This is a genomic window from Bacillus sp. AFS029533 (assembly GCF_002585125.1).
GTDB classification, from domain to species: Bacteria; Bacillota; Bacilli; order Bacillales; family Bacillaceae_G; genus Gottfriedia; species Gottfriedia luciferensis_B.
The window spans coordinates 121,323-139,338 of the sequence record NZ_NUQC01000004.1 but is presented as its reverse complement, the minus strand read 5'-3'; the positions used below and the strand labels follow the sequence as shown (position 1 = coordinate 139,338).

The window sequence follows — 18,016 nt, the reverse complement described above, 5'->3', positions numbered from 1 at the left end:
TTGCACTTTTATTGAACACTTTTTTTATTTCATTACTGATATTCCTACTAATATCCAAGCTACTAAAAATGCTAAACCACCTAATGGAGTAATTGCACCTAGTATTTTAATTCCAGATACACTTAATATGTACAAGCTACCTGAGAATAAGATGATCCCTATTACAGATAACCATCCCGCCCACATTAATTGTGTCGTTGAACCAAATTTATCAATTAAAAATGCAATAATAAATAGTCCACCAGTTTGGAACATTTGATATTGAACAGCCTTTTGCCAAATTTGAAGTGATCTTTCAGAGATTTTCCCCTCAAGTCCATGTGCTCCAAATGCACCTAATGCGATTACTAAAAATGCAAAAATACTACCTAGTAAGAAAAATAGCTTCACATCTTCTCCCCCTTTATCTTAAAAATCTAATAATGATCCACTTTGTTCCGAATCGTCCAATTTAGGCATAACAGAAGGTCTAGACATAATAGGCTGACTTGGTATTGATTGAACAATACTACTAGTTACTATATTCTTTGGAACCTCTACACCGCTCTCGTCTTCAAGAAGTAACTCACATAAAGAACGAATACTGGCAATTCTTTCCCGAAACTGTCCAGGTTTTTGTGTACTTACTTTTGCCTTATGTAACTCATTTTCAATTTGCTGGATTACTTTTTCTACACTGATATTCAGATAAATCACCACCAAACTTTATTAACACCATCCAATAAACCCTATTATACTATGGCTTTTTTCTGAAAGCGAATACCAACCAAATTAAGCACTATTTTATTCGAACGGTGGTATACTAAAAAAGTTAATTTTTAGGAGGTATTGTAATTTGAACTATAAAATGATCGTTTTGGATATCGATGACACGCTTTTAACGGACCAACATGTTATTTCTCAAAAAACGAAGGAAGCTTTACTCAAAGCTCAAGATATGGGTGTAAAAGTAGTGTTAGCTTCTGGCAGACCAACCTTTGCTATGCATAAGTTAGCTGAGGAACTATTACTTCATGATTATGGTAGCTATGTCCTATCATTTAATGGAGGAATCATTACTGATTATCAAACAAAAAATAATGTTTATGAATGTACACTAACAAAAGAGCAAGCACATGAACTTTATGAGCTTAGTAAGAAACATAACGTCTTCGTTCATACATATGTTGAAAATGATATTATTACAGAAAAAGGGAATCAATATACTGATATTGAAGGCCAGCTCACAGGCATGCCTATTAAAGAAGTAAGCAGCTTTACCGAGCATGTGCAAAATGATGTTGTAAAACTCTTAATGTTGGAGGATCCAGAAAAATTAGCTCAAGTTGAAAAAATACTTCAAAAAGAGCTTGAAGGTAAAATTAGTGTCATGCGCTCAAAGCCATTCTTTTTAGAATTAACGAACAGTGAAGTAGATAAAGGTAAAAGTCTAAATCACTTAATTCAAATTTTAGGAATTCGACAGGACGAAGTAATCGCAGTAGGAGATGGATATAATGACCTACCGATGATTAAGTTTGCGGGACTAGGCGTTGCGATGGGAAATGCTCCTGAAGAAATAAAGCAACAAGCAGATTATGTCACTGCTACAAATAACGAAGATGGCGTCGCTAAAGTTGTTGAAAAGTTTATATTAAGTAATAAGTAATAAATACAAGAAAGGGTTGATCACAACAACCCTTCTTTAAATCTTATTTATAGACTACTCAACTGACCAGTCAATCGGTTCTAGTTGAAGTTCTACTAGTTTTTGGTTAATTTGTGAAAATGGTTTACTTCCAAAGAATCCTCTACTAGCTGACAATGGACTTGGATGATGTGATTTTAATATTACATGGTGGTTATTCGTAATCAATTCTTCTTTAGCTTGAGCATGTTTACCCCATAGAACAAAAATAATCGGACGATCTTGCTTGTTTAACTCGGATAAGATTGTATTCGTAAATAGTTCCCATCCTTTATTTTTATGCGAATTTGGTTCCCCTTCACGAACAGTTAAAACAGTATTTAATAATAAAATCCCCTGCTTCGCCCACTTAATTAGGTAACCGCTCGTTGGTATTTCTATCCCTAAATCGCTATTTAATTCCTTATAAATATTTCTTAAAGAAGGCGGTATTTTTACTCCCGGTAATACAGAAAAACTTAACCCATGCGCTTGACCTGGCTGATGATAAGGATCTTGTCCAATAATCACTACTTTACAATCTTCGTATGAACACTCGTTTAAAGCCTGAAATAAATGCTCTTTGGCAGGGTATATTGTTTGTTCCTTGTATTCTTTTTCAAGAAATTGCAATAAATCTTTAAAATACGGTTTTTCAAACTCTAGTTTTAATTTTTCTCTCCAATTTGATGATAGTTGAAGCAATGAAATACCACCTTTCCTGACGAAATTTCCCGAGAAATAGATATGATTTGTTGTTTCTTGTCGTTGTTTCACGATTATTAATAGATTACTTGAATAAGCAAAATTGCGATGATGATTTGAAAACCTACAATGCTTAATGCATAAAGTGAAAGTGACTTCCCTTGTTTAATGATCATTTTTAAATTTACATTTAAACCTATTGCAGCGAGTGCAATAATTTCAAATAAGTGACTAGTCTTATTTGAAAAATTCGCAGCCCAACTCGGTAGTAATCCTAAACTATAAAAAACACAAAGGATCACAAATCCAATTACATACCAAGGAAATTGAATTTTTACTTTTTCAATAGATTCCTCTGCTATGTGCCTTCTTTTTATAGTAGATAGGCTAAAAACTACAAAAACTAAAAAAACTACTCGAATCAGTTTAAATAAAGTGGCATAATTCTTTACTTCATCATTCACTAAACTACCACTCGCAACTACTTGTCCCACTGATTGTAATGTACTTCCGATTAGTGCGGAGGTAGGCAATGTTTCTGAGTGATATAATACAGATGCTATTAAAGGCAGAATAAACATTAAGACTGTTCCCATCATATTTACAAGTGTGACAGCCAGTCCCTTTTCTTCTTGCGTGGCTTGTATAGCTGGGGCTGTTGCGCCAATTGCTGATGAACCGCAAACTGCATTTCCACTTGCCATTAGATAGCTAAAATTTAAACCAAAACCTAATTTTTCACCAAACCAAATCGTAAAAATGATGACTAAACACATTTGTGTCACGATTAACAAAATTCCTTTTAATCCTAGTAAGCTAATCATTTGAATGCTGATCGTTGCCCCTAATAAAAATATTGAGACCTCTAATAATTTACTTTCAGCAAACTTTCTACCACCTTCAAAATAAGACTTTAAGTGTACTGTATTACCGACAATCAATCCGATTATTATTGAAAATGTAGCTGCTCCAACAGGCAATAGATAAGAAAGTGTTTCACTAGTAAGTGCAATAATAAGGCAAAGAACTACCCCCGGAATAGCTTTATAAATACTCCCCATTTTATTCTCCAAGCTTTCATTAAAATATTATTCTATCTTTAAATATTATGTAACGAAAAAAGAAATTCGACAAGATTCTTGCCGAATTTCCAAATTTATCATATCGTAATATTTATTTTTCATCATAGCTTGAAGCCTCAACGATATATTGGGGTCTTCTCTTTGTTTCGTAATAAATCTTACCTAAATATTCGCCTAATACTCCAATCATCAAGATTTGAACTCCGCCAAATAACATAATGAAGTTTGAGATCGTATATAAACCAGGAATTCTAATCCCAACAAAAAGAACTTTAAAGCTCATCATAATAAAGATTACAATACTTATTCCAATTAATAATAACCCGACTTTCGTTAACAACCTCAATGGCCTTGTATTAAAGCACAATATATATTCAATGGCTCTTTTTATTGAATCTAGTCTTTTGACCTCTGTCTCTTTGTTAATGATTCTTGATGTTATTTCATACTCAATCGTTTTTATTTTATAACCAACCCAGTTAAAAATACCTTTTGAATAGCGGTTTGATTCTGGCATGCTTAAAATAGCATTTACTACTTTTCTGCTTAACAAACGAAAATCTGATTCGTTTTGCAAAATATCAGGGTCCACAAATTTTTTAACAACCTTCTCAAAAATGCCTTTTTTTGCTTTTTTTAGAACTGAATTCTCTATTTTTTTCGATGCAACTACATGGTTATGTCCTTTTTTGTATTCATCCATCATCTCTAAAATAACATTGGGTGGATGTACAAAGTTTCCATCCATTAGGATGACTACCTCGCCTTTTGCATGTTCAAGTCCAGCACTAATTGCTCCCTCTCTTCCAAAGCGGCGAGTAAACGAGATATATTTCAAATGACTGCTATGATTTGCAACAACTTGAAGTGCTAGTAGTGTATCATCATCACTTCCGTCGTTTATATAAATAATTTCATAATCTTCTTTAAGTAACTTTACTGTATTTGATAAATTAACGTGAAATCTCTCAAAATTTTCTCCATTGTTATAGCAATACACAACAACTGATAATTTCATACAAAACACCTACTTCTCCTAAAAGCTATAAAGATATAACTTTTATCTATGTTATAGCACTTGGTAAAACAGTTCAATGATTTTTATATGAATTTATTTTTCAAACGATTAATGAATAAGTCTGCTCTTCTTGGAAAGATCAGCAACTTTACTTGCTCTTTTATTAATAGTTGCTTTAAGACCTACCCCCAATATAATTGCAATGACGACAAAAAGAACTAGTATTGGAAGGTCCTTATAAATGGTATCCCAAACGATTCCACCAGTCGCCTCCCTTAACAAGCTTAATGCATAGGTAAAAGGTAGAAACGGATTTATTTTTTGGAAAAATGGCGGAGTTACTTGAATCGGATAAACTCCTCCCGCTCCAGATATTTGGAGAACCAGAAAGATAATACCGATGCCTTTCCCAATATTTCCGAAAACCGAAACAAGCGTATAGACAATAATCGTAAATACAATGCTAATCAATAGTGCAAATAAGATAAAATAACCTTTATTTGCTGCATAAGTCCCTAATATCAGGAAGTTACCCGTTGTCACTACTAATGTCTGTAATACCCCTATAGTTATAAAGGTCAATAGTCTTCCGAAATAAACTTCTCTACTTTTATATGGCTTTTCTTCATGAACTTCAGTTGTTAATAACGATACCATTAATAAAGCTCCTACCCATAACGACAATGTTGTATAAAAAGGGGTCAAACCTGTACCATAATTCGGTATTGGAAACATTCGCTCCTTTTTTATTACGATTGGGTTCGAATAAAAATCGCTAACCTTTTCTATATCTGTTCGTAGAAAATTAATTAAATCCTCGATGTTTCCTTTTGCATTAGCCTTTCTAATTTCATTAGCAATTTTTTTTATTTTCGCTTCAATTATTGGTAATTCATTTACTAATTGATGTATATCACCTTTTTTGGTTGCTAATAAATTTGATGTGTCCTGGAGAACACCTTTTATTATAGGTATACTTGTTTTTGCATCAGCTAAAACAGTCTGAGTATTTTTTAATGATTCATTCACTAATCTTGAAGCTTCACTTATTTTTGGAGCTAAATCTTGATCAAAATTTCCAGTTAAACTGTTTATTTTGTTATTTATACTTGTCGCGCTCTCATTCATTTTTTGAAGTAAATCATTCGGTAGACCGTTTCCGCTTTGTATTGCACTTTTTAATTGAGAATTTTCATTTTGAATCATCATTAAGTCTGCTTCTAGATCTTTTAATGAACTAATATCTTTACTAAAATCTGCTGTAGTACCTAAGCTATTAAACGATTGAAGCACTTGATTTAAAGAAGTAACCATATTTTTTGAATTCGGTAGTACTTTTCCGATTTCATTTGATAGCCGCATGGACTCGTCTTTACTAATCGTTTGATTCTGTAATTGTGATAATGTACTTTGTATAACAACAGACTGGTTTTGAAGTAGGTTAAGTGTCTCTTTAATAAATGGAGTTGAATCTTGAATTGCTTTGTTAATTTGATTAAAAAACCCACTTAAACTTGCCATTAATTTCTCACTATTTGCTACGATGTTATTAATCAATTCCATGTCTTTTTTTGTAGTTTGAATAACGCTTTGTACTTTTTTATAGTCATTTAAGGCTGTATTCACAGTTTTCTTTATTTCCGGTAAATCTTTTTCAAGCTTAAAAACCATTTGCTCAAATTTTTTTATTTCAGGTAAATTTGCTTGTAAGTCAATTCCTATTTTATTAAACTCCTGCAATACTTCCTTACTTACGGTCTTTTCAAATTTCTTTGTAATCTCACCCGCAATACTGGTTGCACCTTTTTCAGTATATTTCGGAGCAACTATATTCAGCTTTTCATTAACTTGATAAACTAGTTCAGGTTTTTGTGGATGATCTGTTAAAACCGTGCTAATTTTATTTGAAAAATCATTTGGAATTAAAATACTAGCGTAATATTTTCCTTGTTTAACCCCTTCATTTGCGACTTGCTTACTTGTAAACCTCCAGCCTAAAGAAGGATTTTGTTTTAAAGAATGTATTACTTCGTTGCCGATATTAATTTTATTATTTAAGACCGTAGCACCACGATCTTCATTTACTATTGCGATCTTTAAGCCCTTTGTATTGCCGTACGGATCCCAAGAAGACTTTATATTAAACCATGCATACATTGAGGGCATGATAATTAAACCAATGATAATCATCAATGCTGCCCAATTTGTTATAACCCGCTTTACATCACGAAAATAGATTTCGAATATTGAACTCACCTATAACTCACCTAATCTTAATTTTTAAATAGTATGCAATAAATACTGCATAACTATTCTTAAAGACAAGAATGGGAGTAGTCGGGAAAAAAAAGGTAAAATAAAAAGACTTTCACTAAAATTAGCGAAAGTCTTCATGCTGTTGAAAAAAGAAGTTGTCAATTACATAAGTAATGTGATGTTGTTTTCCACTACAGGGTGCTCGCTTTCAAAGGGGCGATATTCTTGAGCCTCCTTGTTCTGCCCTTACTCCCATCTAAATGTACGAGCAGCGATTAAGAAGCTTACGACCATCCAGACGCATAACCAGCCGAAATCTGGGAGTAAATCTCCAAATGATGCTCCGACATTCATGATGTCTCGCATTGCAGTTGATAAGTGCGTAATAGGAATTGTCTTTATAATCGGTTGTAAATATTCGGGCATGTTATTTACAGGGAAAAATACTCCACCTAAAAACATAAGTGGGAACGAAATAAAGCCTGCAATTGGTCCAGCACTTTCTGGACTTTTTGCTAAACTTGCTATAATAAATCCGATGCTCATAAATGTTAATGTACCTAATACAACTAACAATACTACTAATAAGAATGATCCTCGAATACTAACGTCGAATCCAAAGTAGCCAATTAGAATTGTTAAGATGGCTTGTAAACTATTTAATATTAGCCTTGCTGTGATTTGAGCAGCAATAAACGTTGAGGCTCTTAATGTGGTGCCTTGCATTCGTCTTAGCACGCCTCGTTCCCTCCAAGAGGCAATTTGTCCTGCGACACCATTCATATTATTATTCATGATTTGCATTGCAATAATTCCGGGCACTAAAAAGTCTAAATATGAAAGGGTAATTCCAGCTACTCCTTTAAAGTCTGTTACAATTTTAGGTGTATAACCTGCCATTTGTTTACTAGCAGCATCAACATATGCAGTAATCGTTGCTATTCCACCTTGAAGCTGGCCTGCATTACTTTCATTATATAGTACTTTTATTTGAGCAGGAGCAGATTGTTGTTTAGTTGTAACTTGATTTTGAAAACCTTTGTTAATGACGATTACAAAGTCAGTTTTACCATCAGATAATAATTTCCTAGACTTTAATTCATTTGTTTTTTTATGAATTTTAAGTGACTTTTGTTTCTCTAAAACAGTTGTAATTTGTTTACTTACTTGTGTGTTGTCATAATCAATTAGGTTCACTGAATAACTAGTTGTATTCCCATCGTTAAACATTAATCCAAAAATAATCATAAAGAAAAATGGGAATAAAAGTGTCCAAATTAGTGCTTGACGATTACGTACATAAATCCGAAGTTGGGCTAAAGTTAATTGATAATAAGCCTTCATTCTTCACGTAACCCCCTTCCAGTCATATGTAAAAATACGTCCTCAAGAGTCGCAGTTCTTGTCGATAAATCCGAAATTATCATATCCTGTTCTTTTGTATACTCAAGCAAGGCCATTAATGAAGCTTGTAGATTACGAGTATACAATGTTACGAAATCATGATTGATCACGACATTCATTACATTGTCTAAATGTGCGAACTTTTCTTCTTGCTCTGGTAGCTTTGTCTTAAATTCAATCGCACTCTCTGCAGAAATTGAACTAACTAAATTGTTTGGTGTATCTAGCGCAATTAATTTACCTTTATCCATAATTCCAATGCGATCTGCTAGTACATGAGCCTCATCCATATAGTGGGTTGATAAAACTACTGTTTTACCTCGTTCTTTTAGTTTTAAAATGATATCCCACAACGTTCTACGAGCCTGTGGATCAAGTCCTGTAGTTGGCTCATCTAAAAATATAATTTGAGGATCATGAATTAATGCTAATGCAATCGCTAATCGCTGTTTTTGTCCTCCTGATAATCCTTTTACTAGACTATTTTGTTTTTCAGATAAAAGCATTTCATCGATCAACGGTTGAATCGGGATATGACTTGGATAAAAGCTTGCATACATTTCAATGATTTCTTTTACTTTTAACAGTTCAAATAATGAAGTTGATTGGAGTTGGATCCCAATCTCTTGTTTGATTTTATATGAGTCTTTGCCGATTACATGCCCTGCAATAGTAGCCGTACCTTCATCTGGTTTTCTTAATCCTACAAGCATCTCCATTGTCGTCGATTTACCAGCTCCATTTGGACCGAGTAATCCAAATACTTCACCTTTTTCAACCTCAAAACTAATTCCATTTACAGCGTAAAAATCTCCATATTTCTTTTTAAGATTTTCAACTTTAATAATTGAGCCCATTATTATTCCTTCACCTCGACTAATGAAATGATTATTTAAAAAGTGCACGATCTTTTATAATTCAGCCTGCTAAGTATATAATGCAAAACAGAATATATTTGTCGAAAGAACTGATTATTAATAATTTTTAATAAAAATTTACATTTTTTACCAGTGTGTATCATCCCGTGCTACACTTAATATCCAAATTTGTTTGTATCATTTATGAAATATTCATTTACATTTTATAACTTGATTGTAACGTCCATGTTGTCACTTTGTAATACTCATCGGTTACAATATGTTGGACATTATTTAAAAAAATTGGCTATGATTTGAAGTTTTTTACTTTAAGCGGGCCATAAAAACAAGGTGATAAAATGAAAATAGAACGTGAAAAATGGTTGGATGTTGCCAAAATGATCGGTATCTTTTTGGTTGTTTATGGTCATTCTACAGAAGGTCCGAATTCTATTACATTTATTTACTGGTTCCATATGCCGCTCTTTTTTATTATTAGTGGGTATTTATTTAAACCGGTCAATTCAATTAATGAACTCAAATTTTTTATAAAAAAACTAACATTTAGATTGCTTGTACCTTACTGTACGTATTTGGTTTTATTTAGTTTATATAACATGACAATTGAAGTAATAGACGGAACTATTAACCAATCGAATTTATCAAAAGAAGTCCTTTCATTGTTAATCGGTGGAAGATTTATTACTGGAGTCCATGGCGTATTTTGGTATGTGACATGTTTATTTATTACACAAATATTATTTGCGTTAATCTGTTTATACTTTAAAAAGAATAGTACACGTCTATTCATTGTAATTGCCTGCTATTTGCTTGCACATTTTGAGACAATTAAATTGATTCCACAAATTGGTAAAAATACCTTTAATCAAATTTCGATTCCGTGGAATATGGATGTTGCTCTACTAGCAATTTTCTTTTTAGGATTAGGCTTCTTTACGAAAAAATTGATAGCATCAATTTCTAACGTCCTTGGAATATCATGTATTACGCTTAGTATCGTTTATATGACCTTATATGAATTGAATAAATTAGACTACCATCTAAGTCTTAAATATTTAAGATATAACCATTTATTTTTAGATGCTTTAATTCCAATAACAATGACGATTGCCGTACTATATTTATGTCAAAAGCTAGCAAAACTACAATTTATCCAGCCTTGCACAATATTTGGTAAAGAATCATTAACAATAATGTACATCCATATTTTTGCAAATGCTGTTTTTTCACAATTTTTCGATTATGGACCGTTATTGTATACATTGATTGGTTTAGCTGTGCCTATGATTGCAAAGAAATTTATTATTGAGTCACAACCTACTATAAAACCGTTGTTCATTGGTTTAAATGTAAAACGAAAACAACATTTAAAAGTTAGAACAGCATAAAAAAAAATAGCCCCAGGGCTATTTTTTTTATTTTAATGTAGCAACAGCTGCATCTGATCCTCTTTGAATTGAGCCAGTTGCTGTAACTTTAATATTTTCTAGCACATCTCCATTTGTAAAAATAACTGGAGTAATTGTGCTTTTTGCATTTTCTTTTATATAGTCCATATTGAATGTTAATAAATGATCTCCGGCATTAACTTTTTGTCCTTCTGTTATATGAGCATCGAAACCTTCACCATTTAGTTTAACTGTTTCTAGTCCAACATGAATTAAGATTTCAACACCTTCATTTGAACGAATTCCAATAGCGTGTTTCGTATGGAATACTTGTACGATTTCTCCATCAAAAGGAGCTACAACAACACCTTCTGAAGGTGTAATAGCAAATCCATCACCCATCATTTTTTCTGCAAATACAGGATCTGGTACTTCAGATAGTGGATGTATTTCTCCAGTTAATGGCGCTTTAATGACAACTTCCTTAGTTGCTTCTTTCGTTACAGGAGCAGATCCTTGTTGTTGTTCTTCCTCTAAACCGAACATTTTTTTTAATTTGTTAAACATATTACTCACCTTTTCTTTAATTTAGATTCCAGTCTTATCATTATCTTTTCAGAAAAAATAATACTAATTATCCTAACAGAAAAAATACTTTTATGCTAAAGAAAAGATGAACTTTTATTGAATTATTAACCAAACTGTATCATTTTTACAATAAAAGACATAAAAATCCTCTCTTTAATCATAAATTAGCTAGTTCTAAAAATTGGTTACACATATGATAAAATTAGCTAAATAAATATTTGTCCATAATTAATAGATAGGAGCGATTAGATGACTGAAATGGTTCCATTAGTTTTTTCACTTCAAAATAAAAAGATAGCGATCATCGGTGGAGGTAAAATTGCATTTCGAAAAGCAAAAGCATTTATAAAAAGTGGTGCTTCAATTACGATTATTAGCCCTCAACTATGTGATGAATTTAAACAGTTACCTACAATAAAATGGCTAAATAAGTATTTTGAAAAAGCCGATCTAATTGGAGCTCATATTGTTATTGCAGCAACAGACGATAAAAATATAAATAAATTCGTTAAAGATTGTACATCAGACTTCCAATGGTTTAATGATGTAAGTGATCAAAATAATAGTGATTTCCACACACCAGCAGTGGTTCGTAGAGGAGACCTTATTGTATCAGTCTCAACTTCAGGTAAAAGTCCAGTCTTATCTAAAAAGATAAAAAAGGAACTGGACACTTATTTTGACGATCATTATAGTGAAGTCGTGGATGAATATGCAATTGAACGAAAAAAACCAGTCATAGAGTAAACTCATATGACTGGTTAGAAGTGCAGGGACTATGCTTTTATTTTTTTTTCAGCTTTGCTAAGGCTTCTGCAAATGGGTTATTAAATGGTTCGTCCTCTTGTTTGTTCTGTTGCTTTAAATATTTTTGAACATCTCGTTTAGAAACTTTACTATTTTTTTCTTTCGAACGTCGATCTTTAAAAGTAGAAAGTTTTTCTCTATGTCCACATGCACATACAAAAATTTGACCCTCACCTTCACCTCTTAGCTCTAAACGTTTGAAGCAATTAGGGCATCTCGCGTTAGTGGACTGAGAGATTGTTTTACGGTGACCACATTCCCTATCCTGGCAAACTAACATTTTTCCACGTTTACCGTTTACTTCTAACATAAGCTTTCCACAGTCGGGACATTTAGTGCTAGTCATGTTATCATGCTTAAATTTTTGTTCAGTTTGTTTTATTTCTTTCACAGCATCTGAAGAAAAACGGATCATTTCACTCATAAATTTTGATTTAGCTAATTTACCTTTGGAGATGGCTTGAAGCTTCTGCTCCCACTCGGCAGTTAGGGCTGGTGACTTCAAGGCTTCTGGAACAAGGTTTAATAATTGTTTGCCTTTATTAGTGATGAAAATATCTTTTCCCTTTTTTTCAATTAAAAAGCTACTAAAAAGCTTTTCAATAATATCCGCTCTAGTTGCAACTGTTCCCAATCCGCCTGTTTCGCCTATTGTTTTCTTTAAATCAGTACTATTACCTGACATAAAATGGACCGGATTTTCCATTGCACTCAAAAGTGTGGCTTCATTAAAGTATGCCGGTGGTTTCGTATGCCCTTTAGTTTCAATAACTTTAGCTACTTCTATACGCTCATTTTCATTCATTATTGGTAATCGTTGATCCTCTGTACTATCAAGATCATCTTCGTCTTTAAAGACTTCTTTCCATCCCAGTGAAATAACCCTTTTACCTTTCGTAACAAATAGCTCATTATCAATTTCTGCGATAACTTTTTCTTGTTCATATACATATGGAGGTAGTAAGACTGCTAAAAATCTTCTTACGATTAAATCATATATCTTAAATTCTTTTGAAGAAAGTTCACTTAATATAGGTGCCTGCTCTGTTGGTATAATCGCATGGTGATCTGAAACCTTATTGTCATCTACAAATGACTTATTTACCTTAATCGGTTGATTCGTTAACTTCATAATGATTTTTCCATAAGGTTTTATGTTACATGCTAATAAACGTTCCTTTAATGTATCAACTAAATCTGATGATAAGTATCTAGAATCAGTTCGTGGATACGTAACAACTTTATGGTGTTCATATAGCTTTTGCATGATTGACAATGTTTCTTTAGGTGAAAAGTTAAATCTTTTATTCGCTTCTCTTTGGAGCTCAGTTAAATCATAAAGCTGAGGAGCAAAAGATTTTTTTTCAGCAGTCGAAACTTCCTTAATCTTTAGCTGTTTTCCTTTTATCGCTCCAATAATTTTTTGTAATTCATCGGTCGTTTTAATTTTCTGGTCATTCGACTTACGATTTTGCCACGTAAAGGTTACATTATTTGCTAATACTTGTAACCCATAATAAGTTTGTTGCTTAAATTCTTTTATTTCCTTTTCACGCTCTAAAATCATCGAAAGTGTCGGAGTTTGAACCCTACCACATGAAAGTTGAGCATTATGCTTACAAGTAAGGGCTCTTGTTGCATTAATCCCTACGATCCAATCTGCCTCGGCTCTTGCTACAGCAGAAAGATATAAATTTTCATATTCCTTGCCACTACGTAAATTTTCAAAGCCCTTTTTTACCGCCTGATCTGTTGCAGATGATATCCACAGTCTTTTAATTGGTTTATTAACCTTTGCCAATTGAAGAATCCATCTTGCAACAAGCTCACCTTCTCGCCCCGCATCCGTTGCGATAACGATATCTGAAACATCTTTTCTTAATAATTGGGTTTTCACAGCTTGAAACTGCTTGCCTGTCTTTTTAATAACAACAAGCTTTAATTTATCTGGAATCATTGGTAAATCTTCTAAATTCCATGACTTATATTTATTATCATACCCTTCAGGATCAGCCAAAGTCACAAGATGCCCCAATGCCCAGGTAACAATATACTTTTTCCCTTCTAAAAAACCATTACCTTTTTGATTGCATCCAAGTACTTTAGCTATATCTCTAGCAACTGAAGGCTTTTCCGCTAATACTACTGTTTTGCTCATATCATGCTCCTTAGTTTATTTACAATTTTCTTATTAACTAACTTTAACACTTAGTACAGGGGAAAGGGAAGTGAACGGAATATAATCAAAGAAAAGCTGAATTATATGATTAAAGAAAGCGTGGAAGTTATGACAATATAAGATTTTAAAAATACATTAATTCTACAAAATTTCTATTTTCTCTTTTATTCTACCTAATTTTACTATATTCCCTGTTCTTCCTGTTTTTTCAACAAATGTTCTTTTTTTGCTGAAAAATGACGTTTTATTTTATTAGAAAAACAAAGGAATTCACTCTCCATATGGCAAATTTAGTAATTAAATTCCATATATAAGGAGAGAGAAAATGATAAATAAGATTGTATCTGTACTTTTGGGGGTATTTTTATTCCTTTTACCTACTGCTAATGCAACTTCTTTTTCTCAAGGTTTTAGTGATGGTGAGTTATCGAAATATATAGATAATCTAAATTTAAACACTACTGAAGCCACTTTTGGACAATCGATTGAAGTTGGTTTAACAACTAAAGAACATTTCGACAATGTATCTTTAACATTTAAAAATGGAACTAATTTGACAGAAGTTTTATTAAAAAACCCTTCGTCTTCAGATCTTTACTATGCTGGGAAAATTGGGATTACAGCTTCTTTTATAAAAGGAACTTATCAACTAAGTTCAATTACACTTGATGATCAAACTCTAACTGTTTCAGACCAGAATATTAAATTTATGGTTAAAGATTTACCAACCCCAAAAATCAATCCAATTACTAATAAATCTACTTCCGTGTCAGGAGCATTTTTAGAAAAAAGCAGTGTCCAAATTCTCATCAACAATAAGCTGGTCAGCACTGTACAAACGGATACAAAAGGCAATTTTCAATTCAATACTAAACCTCTAAAAGAATTTACTAAAATAAATGCAGTTGGTGTTTCAATTGGATTAAAAAGTAAAACTACTACATCATATGTTTCAGATGTAATCGCACCTTCTATCACTTCCATACCATCAATTTCAGATCAATCTCAAAGTATATCAGGTAAATCAGAACCAAATGCTGATGTTCTTATTTACTTAAACAAGAAAGTATTAGCAAAAGGTAAAGTTAACTCGGCAGGTAAGTTTACTATTAAAATGGCGAAGCAAAAGGCAAACACAGTTCTTCAAGTCGTTGCAGTTGATAAGAGTAAAAATCAAAGTAAACCCGTTTCAATTCGTGTATTAGATCGTACTGCTCCTTCAGTACCTACAATTCAAACCGTTAAAGAAAATGCCACTGTCATTAGTGGGAAAACAGAACCAAATGCTTCTGTTAAACTGTTTCTAAACGGTAAATATACAGCTAAAACGGCTGCAACAAAAAATGGTAGTTATAGTTTTAAGGTCAGTAAATTAAAAGTATTTACTCCTATAAAAGTACAGTCAATTGACGCTGCTGGAAATCAAAGTAAGTTTTCATATACTGAGGCAAAGAGCTCTTACCCACTTTCGAATGGGCAGCTAATTATTATTAATACAAATACAAATAAACTTTCTTATTATAACAAGGGAAAACTAGTTAAAACATTTAGAGTAGCAACAGGAAAAGCTTCGAGTCCTACACCTACTGGAAAGTTTAAAATCGTAAATAAAATTAAAAATAGACCTTGGTATAAAGAAAATATTCCTGGAGGAGCTCCAAATAATCCTCTAGGTAAAAGATGGATGGGCTTAAGTGTCGGTAGCGCATACGGAATACACGGAAATGCTAATGAGAGCTCAATCGGTAAATCAGTTAGTCACGGTTGTATCCGAATGCATAACAGTGAGATCGAATGGTTATTCGATCAAATAAATGTTGGAACAACAGTTATTATTGCAAAATCTTCTAGTACTAATGGGCAGATTGCTCACTCATATGGAATAGCAATCGCGTAAAAAGCAAACCTTTCCGGTTTGCTTTTTTTATAGTTTAATAGACTGCTATCTTTATTTCTAATAGCATTCTTTTCACTTTTCACTGATAATATTTAGTAAAAAGGAAATAGTTAGAAAGGGGTAATTTTATTTTGAAGAGGTATCTACCTATACTTATTTTGTTTTTTGGTATTCTCTATATCTTTTTTATTCCTTCAGAGCCTGTAAGCATAAAAATACTATTTAAGGTAATTCCAATGGTGTTGATTATCAGTTATGCCTTTTCACAAATTCCACTTCAATCAACTAAATATCGCTCTCTTATACTTTTAGGTCTTATTTTTTGTATGATTGGGGACGGAACGTTAATATGGTTTGTTGTCGGTTTAAGTGCTTTTCTAATTGGGCATTTGTTTTACGCTGCCGGTTTTATATCAGGATGGAAATTTTCTATTTATCGCGTATTATCGATTATCCCAATTGCAATTTATGCATTTTTTCTATGCTCTAATTTAGTAGGCTCTTTAAACGAAAGTGGACAGGAGAATTTAGTTATTCCGGTAATTGCCTATTCAGTAGCAATTTCAATGATGGTATTTACAGCTATAATGACTGGAAACAAATGGGCCATTTTGGGGAGCCTCTTATTTATCATTTCAGATTCTATATTATCATGGGACCTATTTGTAGAAAGCGTTAAATATGGTCATGAATTAATTATGATCACCTACTACACAGCACAGTTTTTAATTTCTAAAAGCATTTTAAATAGAAAGAGCGTTGCGTAATATTTTACTTTCAAATAAAGAAAGAACTACAATATAACTGTAGCCTCTTTTCACTAAAAACAAGAAATGAAAGCGTATTACATACGAATTATGAAATGTAAAAAAGGAGATTTTCATATGAAAAATGAGTTAATTAATCGTTTAATTAGTTATGCAAAAGTTGATACACAATCAAATGCAAGTAGTGAAACGTGCCCTTCTACACCTGGCCAATTAACTTTGGGCCGCATGCTAGTAGAAGAATTAAACAAAATTGGATTAGTTGACGTAACAATGGATGACAATGGCTATGTAATGGCTACACTTCCTTCAAATTCCGACAAACATATTCCGACAATTGGATTTTTAGCACATTTAGACACAGCGACAGACTTTACGGGAAAAAATGTTAACCCTCAGCTAGTTGAAAACTATGATGGAAATGACATTGTTTTAAATGAAAGTTTAAATGTTGTATTATCTCCGAGTCATTCACCAGAGTTAAGTAAGTATATAGGTCACACATTAATGACTACTGATGGGACAACATTACTTGGTGCTGATAATAAGGCTGGTATCGCTGAAATTATGACTGCGATGGAGTATTTAGTTCAACATCCTGAAATCAAACACGGCAAAATAAGAGTCGCATTTACACCAGATGAAGAAATCGGTAGAGGCCCACATAAATTTGATGTAAAGGCATTTGATGCTAAATATGCTTACACAATGGACGGTGGTCCACTAGGAGAGCTTCAATACGAGAGCTTTAATGCTGCAGGTGCAATGATTACAGTAAAAGGTAAAAATGTGCACCCAGGTACGGCCAAAGGTAAAATGATAAATTCTATGAAAATTGCCATGGAAATAAATAATTTATTACCTGTAGAAGAAGCGCCTGAATCAACTGAAGGTTACGAAGGCTTTTATCATCTAGTATCAATTGAAGGTGATGTAGAGGTAACAAAAATGCACTACATTATTAGAGATCATGATAAAACAAAATTTGCTAATCGAAAAGAGACATTGTCGAATATTGTAAATCAATTAAAAGAAAAACATGGTGAAAACAGCATTATTTTAGAGTTAAAAGACCAGTACTATAATATGGGTGAGAAAATCTTACCTGTTAAAGAGGTTGTTGATATTGCTCATGAGGCAATGACAAATCTAGAAATTACACCAATTGTAGAACCAATTCGTGGTGGTACAGATGGTTCACAACTTTCATATATGGGACTACCTACTCCAAATATTTTTACTGGAGGAGAAAACTATCACGGCAAATTTGAATACATTTCAATCGACAATATGGTTAAAGCAACGAATGTTATGATTGAAGTGATCAAATTATATGAACAAAAAGCAACTTCAAAGTAAAAAGTAGGACTGACATGTATCT

The 18,016-nt window shown here is 32.7% G+C and carries 16 protein-coding genes; 6 read left to right on the top strand and 10 right to left on the bottom strand.

Features of this window, described 5'->3' with window-relative positions; translation table 11 throughout:
- Nucleotides 1-24 precede the first annotated feature (24 nt).
- Both COE53_RS02260 and COE53_RS02255 read right to left on the bottom strand, forming a co-directional pair.
- A complete protein-coding gene (locus tag COE53_RS02260; protein ID WP_025569111.1) occupies nucleotides 25-390 on the bottom strand; it encodes a DUF423 domain-containing protein in 366 nt (121 codons plus the stop codon).
- A gap of 18 nt (nucleotides 391-408) precedes the next feature.
- Nucleotides 409-699 (bottom strand): YwdI family protein, encoded by a 291-nt coding sequence (locus COE53_RS02255; protein WP_254664593.1) that lies wholly within the window; start codon nucleotides 697-699, stop codon nucleotides 409-411.
- 136 nt (nucleotides 700-835) lie between these two features.
- Between COE53_RS02255 and COE53_RS02250 the strand changes: the two genes are divergently transcribed.
- Nucleotides 836-1,648, top strand: coding sequence for a Cof-type HAD-IIB family hydrolase (locus COE53_RS02250; RefSeq protein WP_025569109.1), 813 nt, complete (start codon nucleotides 836-838; stop codon nucleotides 1,646-1,648).
- A 54-nt stretch (nucleotides 1,649-1,702) separates the two neighbouring features.
- Here the strand turns inward: COE53_RS02250 and COE53_RS02245 are convergent, their stop codons facing one another.
- The 6 genes from COE53_RS02245 to COE53_RS02220 all read right to left on the bottom strand — a co-directional run bounded on the left by COE53_RS02245 (nucleotide 1,703) and on the right by COE53_RS02220 (nucleotide 8,988).
- Entirely contained in the window at nucleotides 1,703-2,371 is a 669-nt protein-coding gene (locus COE53_RS02245) for a uracil-DNA glycosylase (RefSeq protein ID WP_098947382.1), read from the bottom strand.
- Nucleotides 2,372-2,448: 77 nt separating this feature from the next.
- Entirely contained in the window at nucleotides 2,449-3,432 is a 984-nt protein-coding gene (locus tag COE53_RS02240) for a YeiH family protein (RefSeq protein ID WP_069033697.1), read from the bottom strand.
- A 112-nt stretch (nucleotides 3,433-3,544) separates the two neighbouring features.
- Nucleotides 3,545-4,471, bottom strand: coding sequence for a glycosyltransferase family 2 protein (locus COE53_RS02235; protein WP_025568353.1), 927 nt, complete (start codon nucleotides 4,469-4,471; stop codon nucleotides 3,545-3,547).
- 108 nt (nucleotides 4,472-4,579) lie between these two features.
- Nucleotides 4,580-6,727 (bottom strand): YhgE/Pip domain-containing protein, encoded by a 2,148-nt coding sequence (locus tag COE53_RS02230; protein WP_098947380.1) that lies wholly within the window; start codon nucleotides 6,725-6,727, stop codon nucleotides 4,580-4,582.
- Between the two features lie 246 nt (nucleotides 6,728-6,973).
- On the bottom strand, nucleotides 6,974-8,071 hold the full coding sequence (locus COE53_RS02225; RefSeq protein ID WP_025568351.1) for an ABC transporter permease: 1,098 nt from the start codon (nucleotides 8,069-8,071) through the stop codon (nucleotides 6,974-6,976).
- Nucleotides 8,068-8,988, bottom strand: a complete 921-nt coding sequence (locus tag COE53_RS02220) for an ABC transporter ATP-binding protein (RefSeq protein ID WP_069033694.1) — start codon at nucleotides 8,986-8,988, stop codon at nucleotides 8,068-8,070. Before COE53_RS02220 ends, COE53_RS02225 begins: the two co-directional genes overlap by 4 nt.
- Before the next feature lie 359 nt (nucleotides 8,989-9,347).
- Between COE53_RS02220 and COE53_RS02215 the strand changes: the two genes are divergently transcribed.
- The gene (locus tag COE53_RS02215; RefSeq protein WP_025568349.1) at nucleotides 9,348-10,397 is read left to right on the top strand and encodes an acyltransferase family protein; all 1,050 of its coding nucleotides are present in this window, start codon (nucleotides 9,348-9,350) and stop codon (nucleotides 10,395-10,397) included.
- A gap of 27 nt (nucleotides 10,398-10,424) precedes the next feature.
- Here the strand turns inward: COE53_RS02215 and COE53_RS02210 are convergent, their stop codons facing one another.
- Complete coding sequence (locus tag COE53_RS02210) at nucleotides 10,425-10,964, bottom strand: PTS sugar transporter subunit IIA (RefSeq protein WP_025568348.1); 540 nt, start codon at nucleotides 10,962-10,964, stop codon at nucleotides 10,425-10,427.
- A 270-nt stretch (nucleotides 10,965-11,234) separates the two neighbouring features.
- On the opposite strand from COE53_RS02210, the gene COE53_RS02205 reads away from it, so the two are divergent.
- Nucleotides 11,235-11,732, top strand: a complete 498-nt coding sequence (locus COE53_RS02205) for a precorrin-2 dehydrogenase/sirohydrochlorin ferrochelatase family protein (protein WP_025568347.1) — start codon at nucleotides 11,235-11,237, stop codon at nucleotides 11,730-11,732.
- Between the two features lie 37 nt (nucleotides 11,733-11,769).
- Here the strand turns inward: COE53_RS02205 and COE53_RS02200 are convergent, their stop codons facing one another.
- Nucleotides 11,770-13,950, bottom strand: coding sequence for a DNA topoisomerase III (locus COE53_RS02200; RefSeq protein WP_025568346.1), 2,181 nt, complete (start codon nucleotides 13,948-13,950; stop codon nucleotides 11,770-11,772).
- A gap of 346 nt (nucleotides 13,951-14,296) precedes the next feature.
- Between COE53_RS02200 and COE53_RS24240 the strand changes: the two genes are divergently transcribed.
- The 3 genes from COE53_RS24240 to pepT all read left to right on the top strand — a co-directional run bounded on the left by COE53_RS24240 (nucleotide 14,297) and on the right by pepT (nucleotide 17,994).
- Nucleotides 14,297-15,868 carry a L,D-transpeptidase gene (locus tag COE53_RS24240; protein ID WP_025568345.1) on the top strand — a complete coding sequence of 524 codons (1,572 nt, stop codon included), beginning with the start codon at nucleotides 14,297-14,299 and terminating at the stop codon, nucleotides 15,866-15,868.
- Between the two features lie 131 nt (nucleotides 15,869-15,999).
- A complete protein-coding gene (locus COE53_RS02190) occupies nucleotides 16,000-16,635 on the top strand; it encodes a lysoplasmalogenase (RefSeq protein WP_098947378.1) in 636 nt (211 codons plus the stop codon).
- Between the two features lie 117 nt (nucleotides 16,636-16,752).
- A complete protein-coding gene (pepT, locus tag COE53_RS02185; protein WP_098947376.1) occupies nucleotides 16,753-17,994 on the top strand; it encodes a peptidase T in 1,242 nt (413 codons plus the stop codon).
- The last annotated feature ends 22 nt before the right edge of the window (nucleotides 17,995-18,016 follow it).

Coding starts and splice junctions, on each gene's coding strand:
- COE53_RS02200 (WP_025568346.1), bottom strand. CDS start 13,950: ATGAGCAAAACAGTAGTATTAGCGGAAAAGCCTTCAGTTGCTAGAGAT.
- COE53_RS24240 (WP_025568345.1), top strand. CDS start 14,297: ATGATAAATAAGATTGTATCTGTACTTTTGGGGGTATTTTTATTCCTT.
- COE53_RS02210 (WP_025568348.1), bottom strand. CDS start 10,964: ATGTTTAACAAATTAAAAAAAATGTTCGGTTTAGAGGAAGAACAACAA.
- COE53_RS02225 (WP_025568351.1), bottom strand. CDS start 8,071: ATGAAGGCTTATTATCAATTAACTTTAGCCCAACTTCGGATTTATGTA.
- COE53_RS02220 (WP_069033694.1), bottom strand. CDS start 8,988: ATGGGCTCAATTATTAAAGTTGAAAATCTTAAAAAGAAATATGGAGAT.
- pepT (WP_098947376.1), top strand. CDS start 16,753: ATGAAAAATGAGTTAATTAATCGTTTAATTAGTTATGCAAAAGTTGAT.
- COE53_RS02215 (WP_025568349.1), top strand. CDS start 9,348: ATGAAAATAGAACGTGAAAAATGGTTGGATGTTGCCAAAATGATCGGT.
- COE53_RS02235 (WP_025568353.1), bottom strand. CDS start 4,471: ATGAAATTATCAGTTGTTGTGTATTGCTATAACAATGGAGAAAATTTT.
- COE53_RS02240 (WP_069033697.1), bottom strand. CDS start 3,432: ATGGGGAGTATTTATAAAGCTATTCCGGGGGTAGTTCTTTGCCTTATT.
- COE53_RS02205 (WP_025568347.1), top strand. CDS start 11,235: ATGACTGAAATGGTTCCATTAGTTTTTTCACTTCAAAATAAAAAGATA.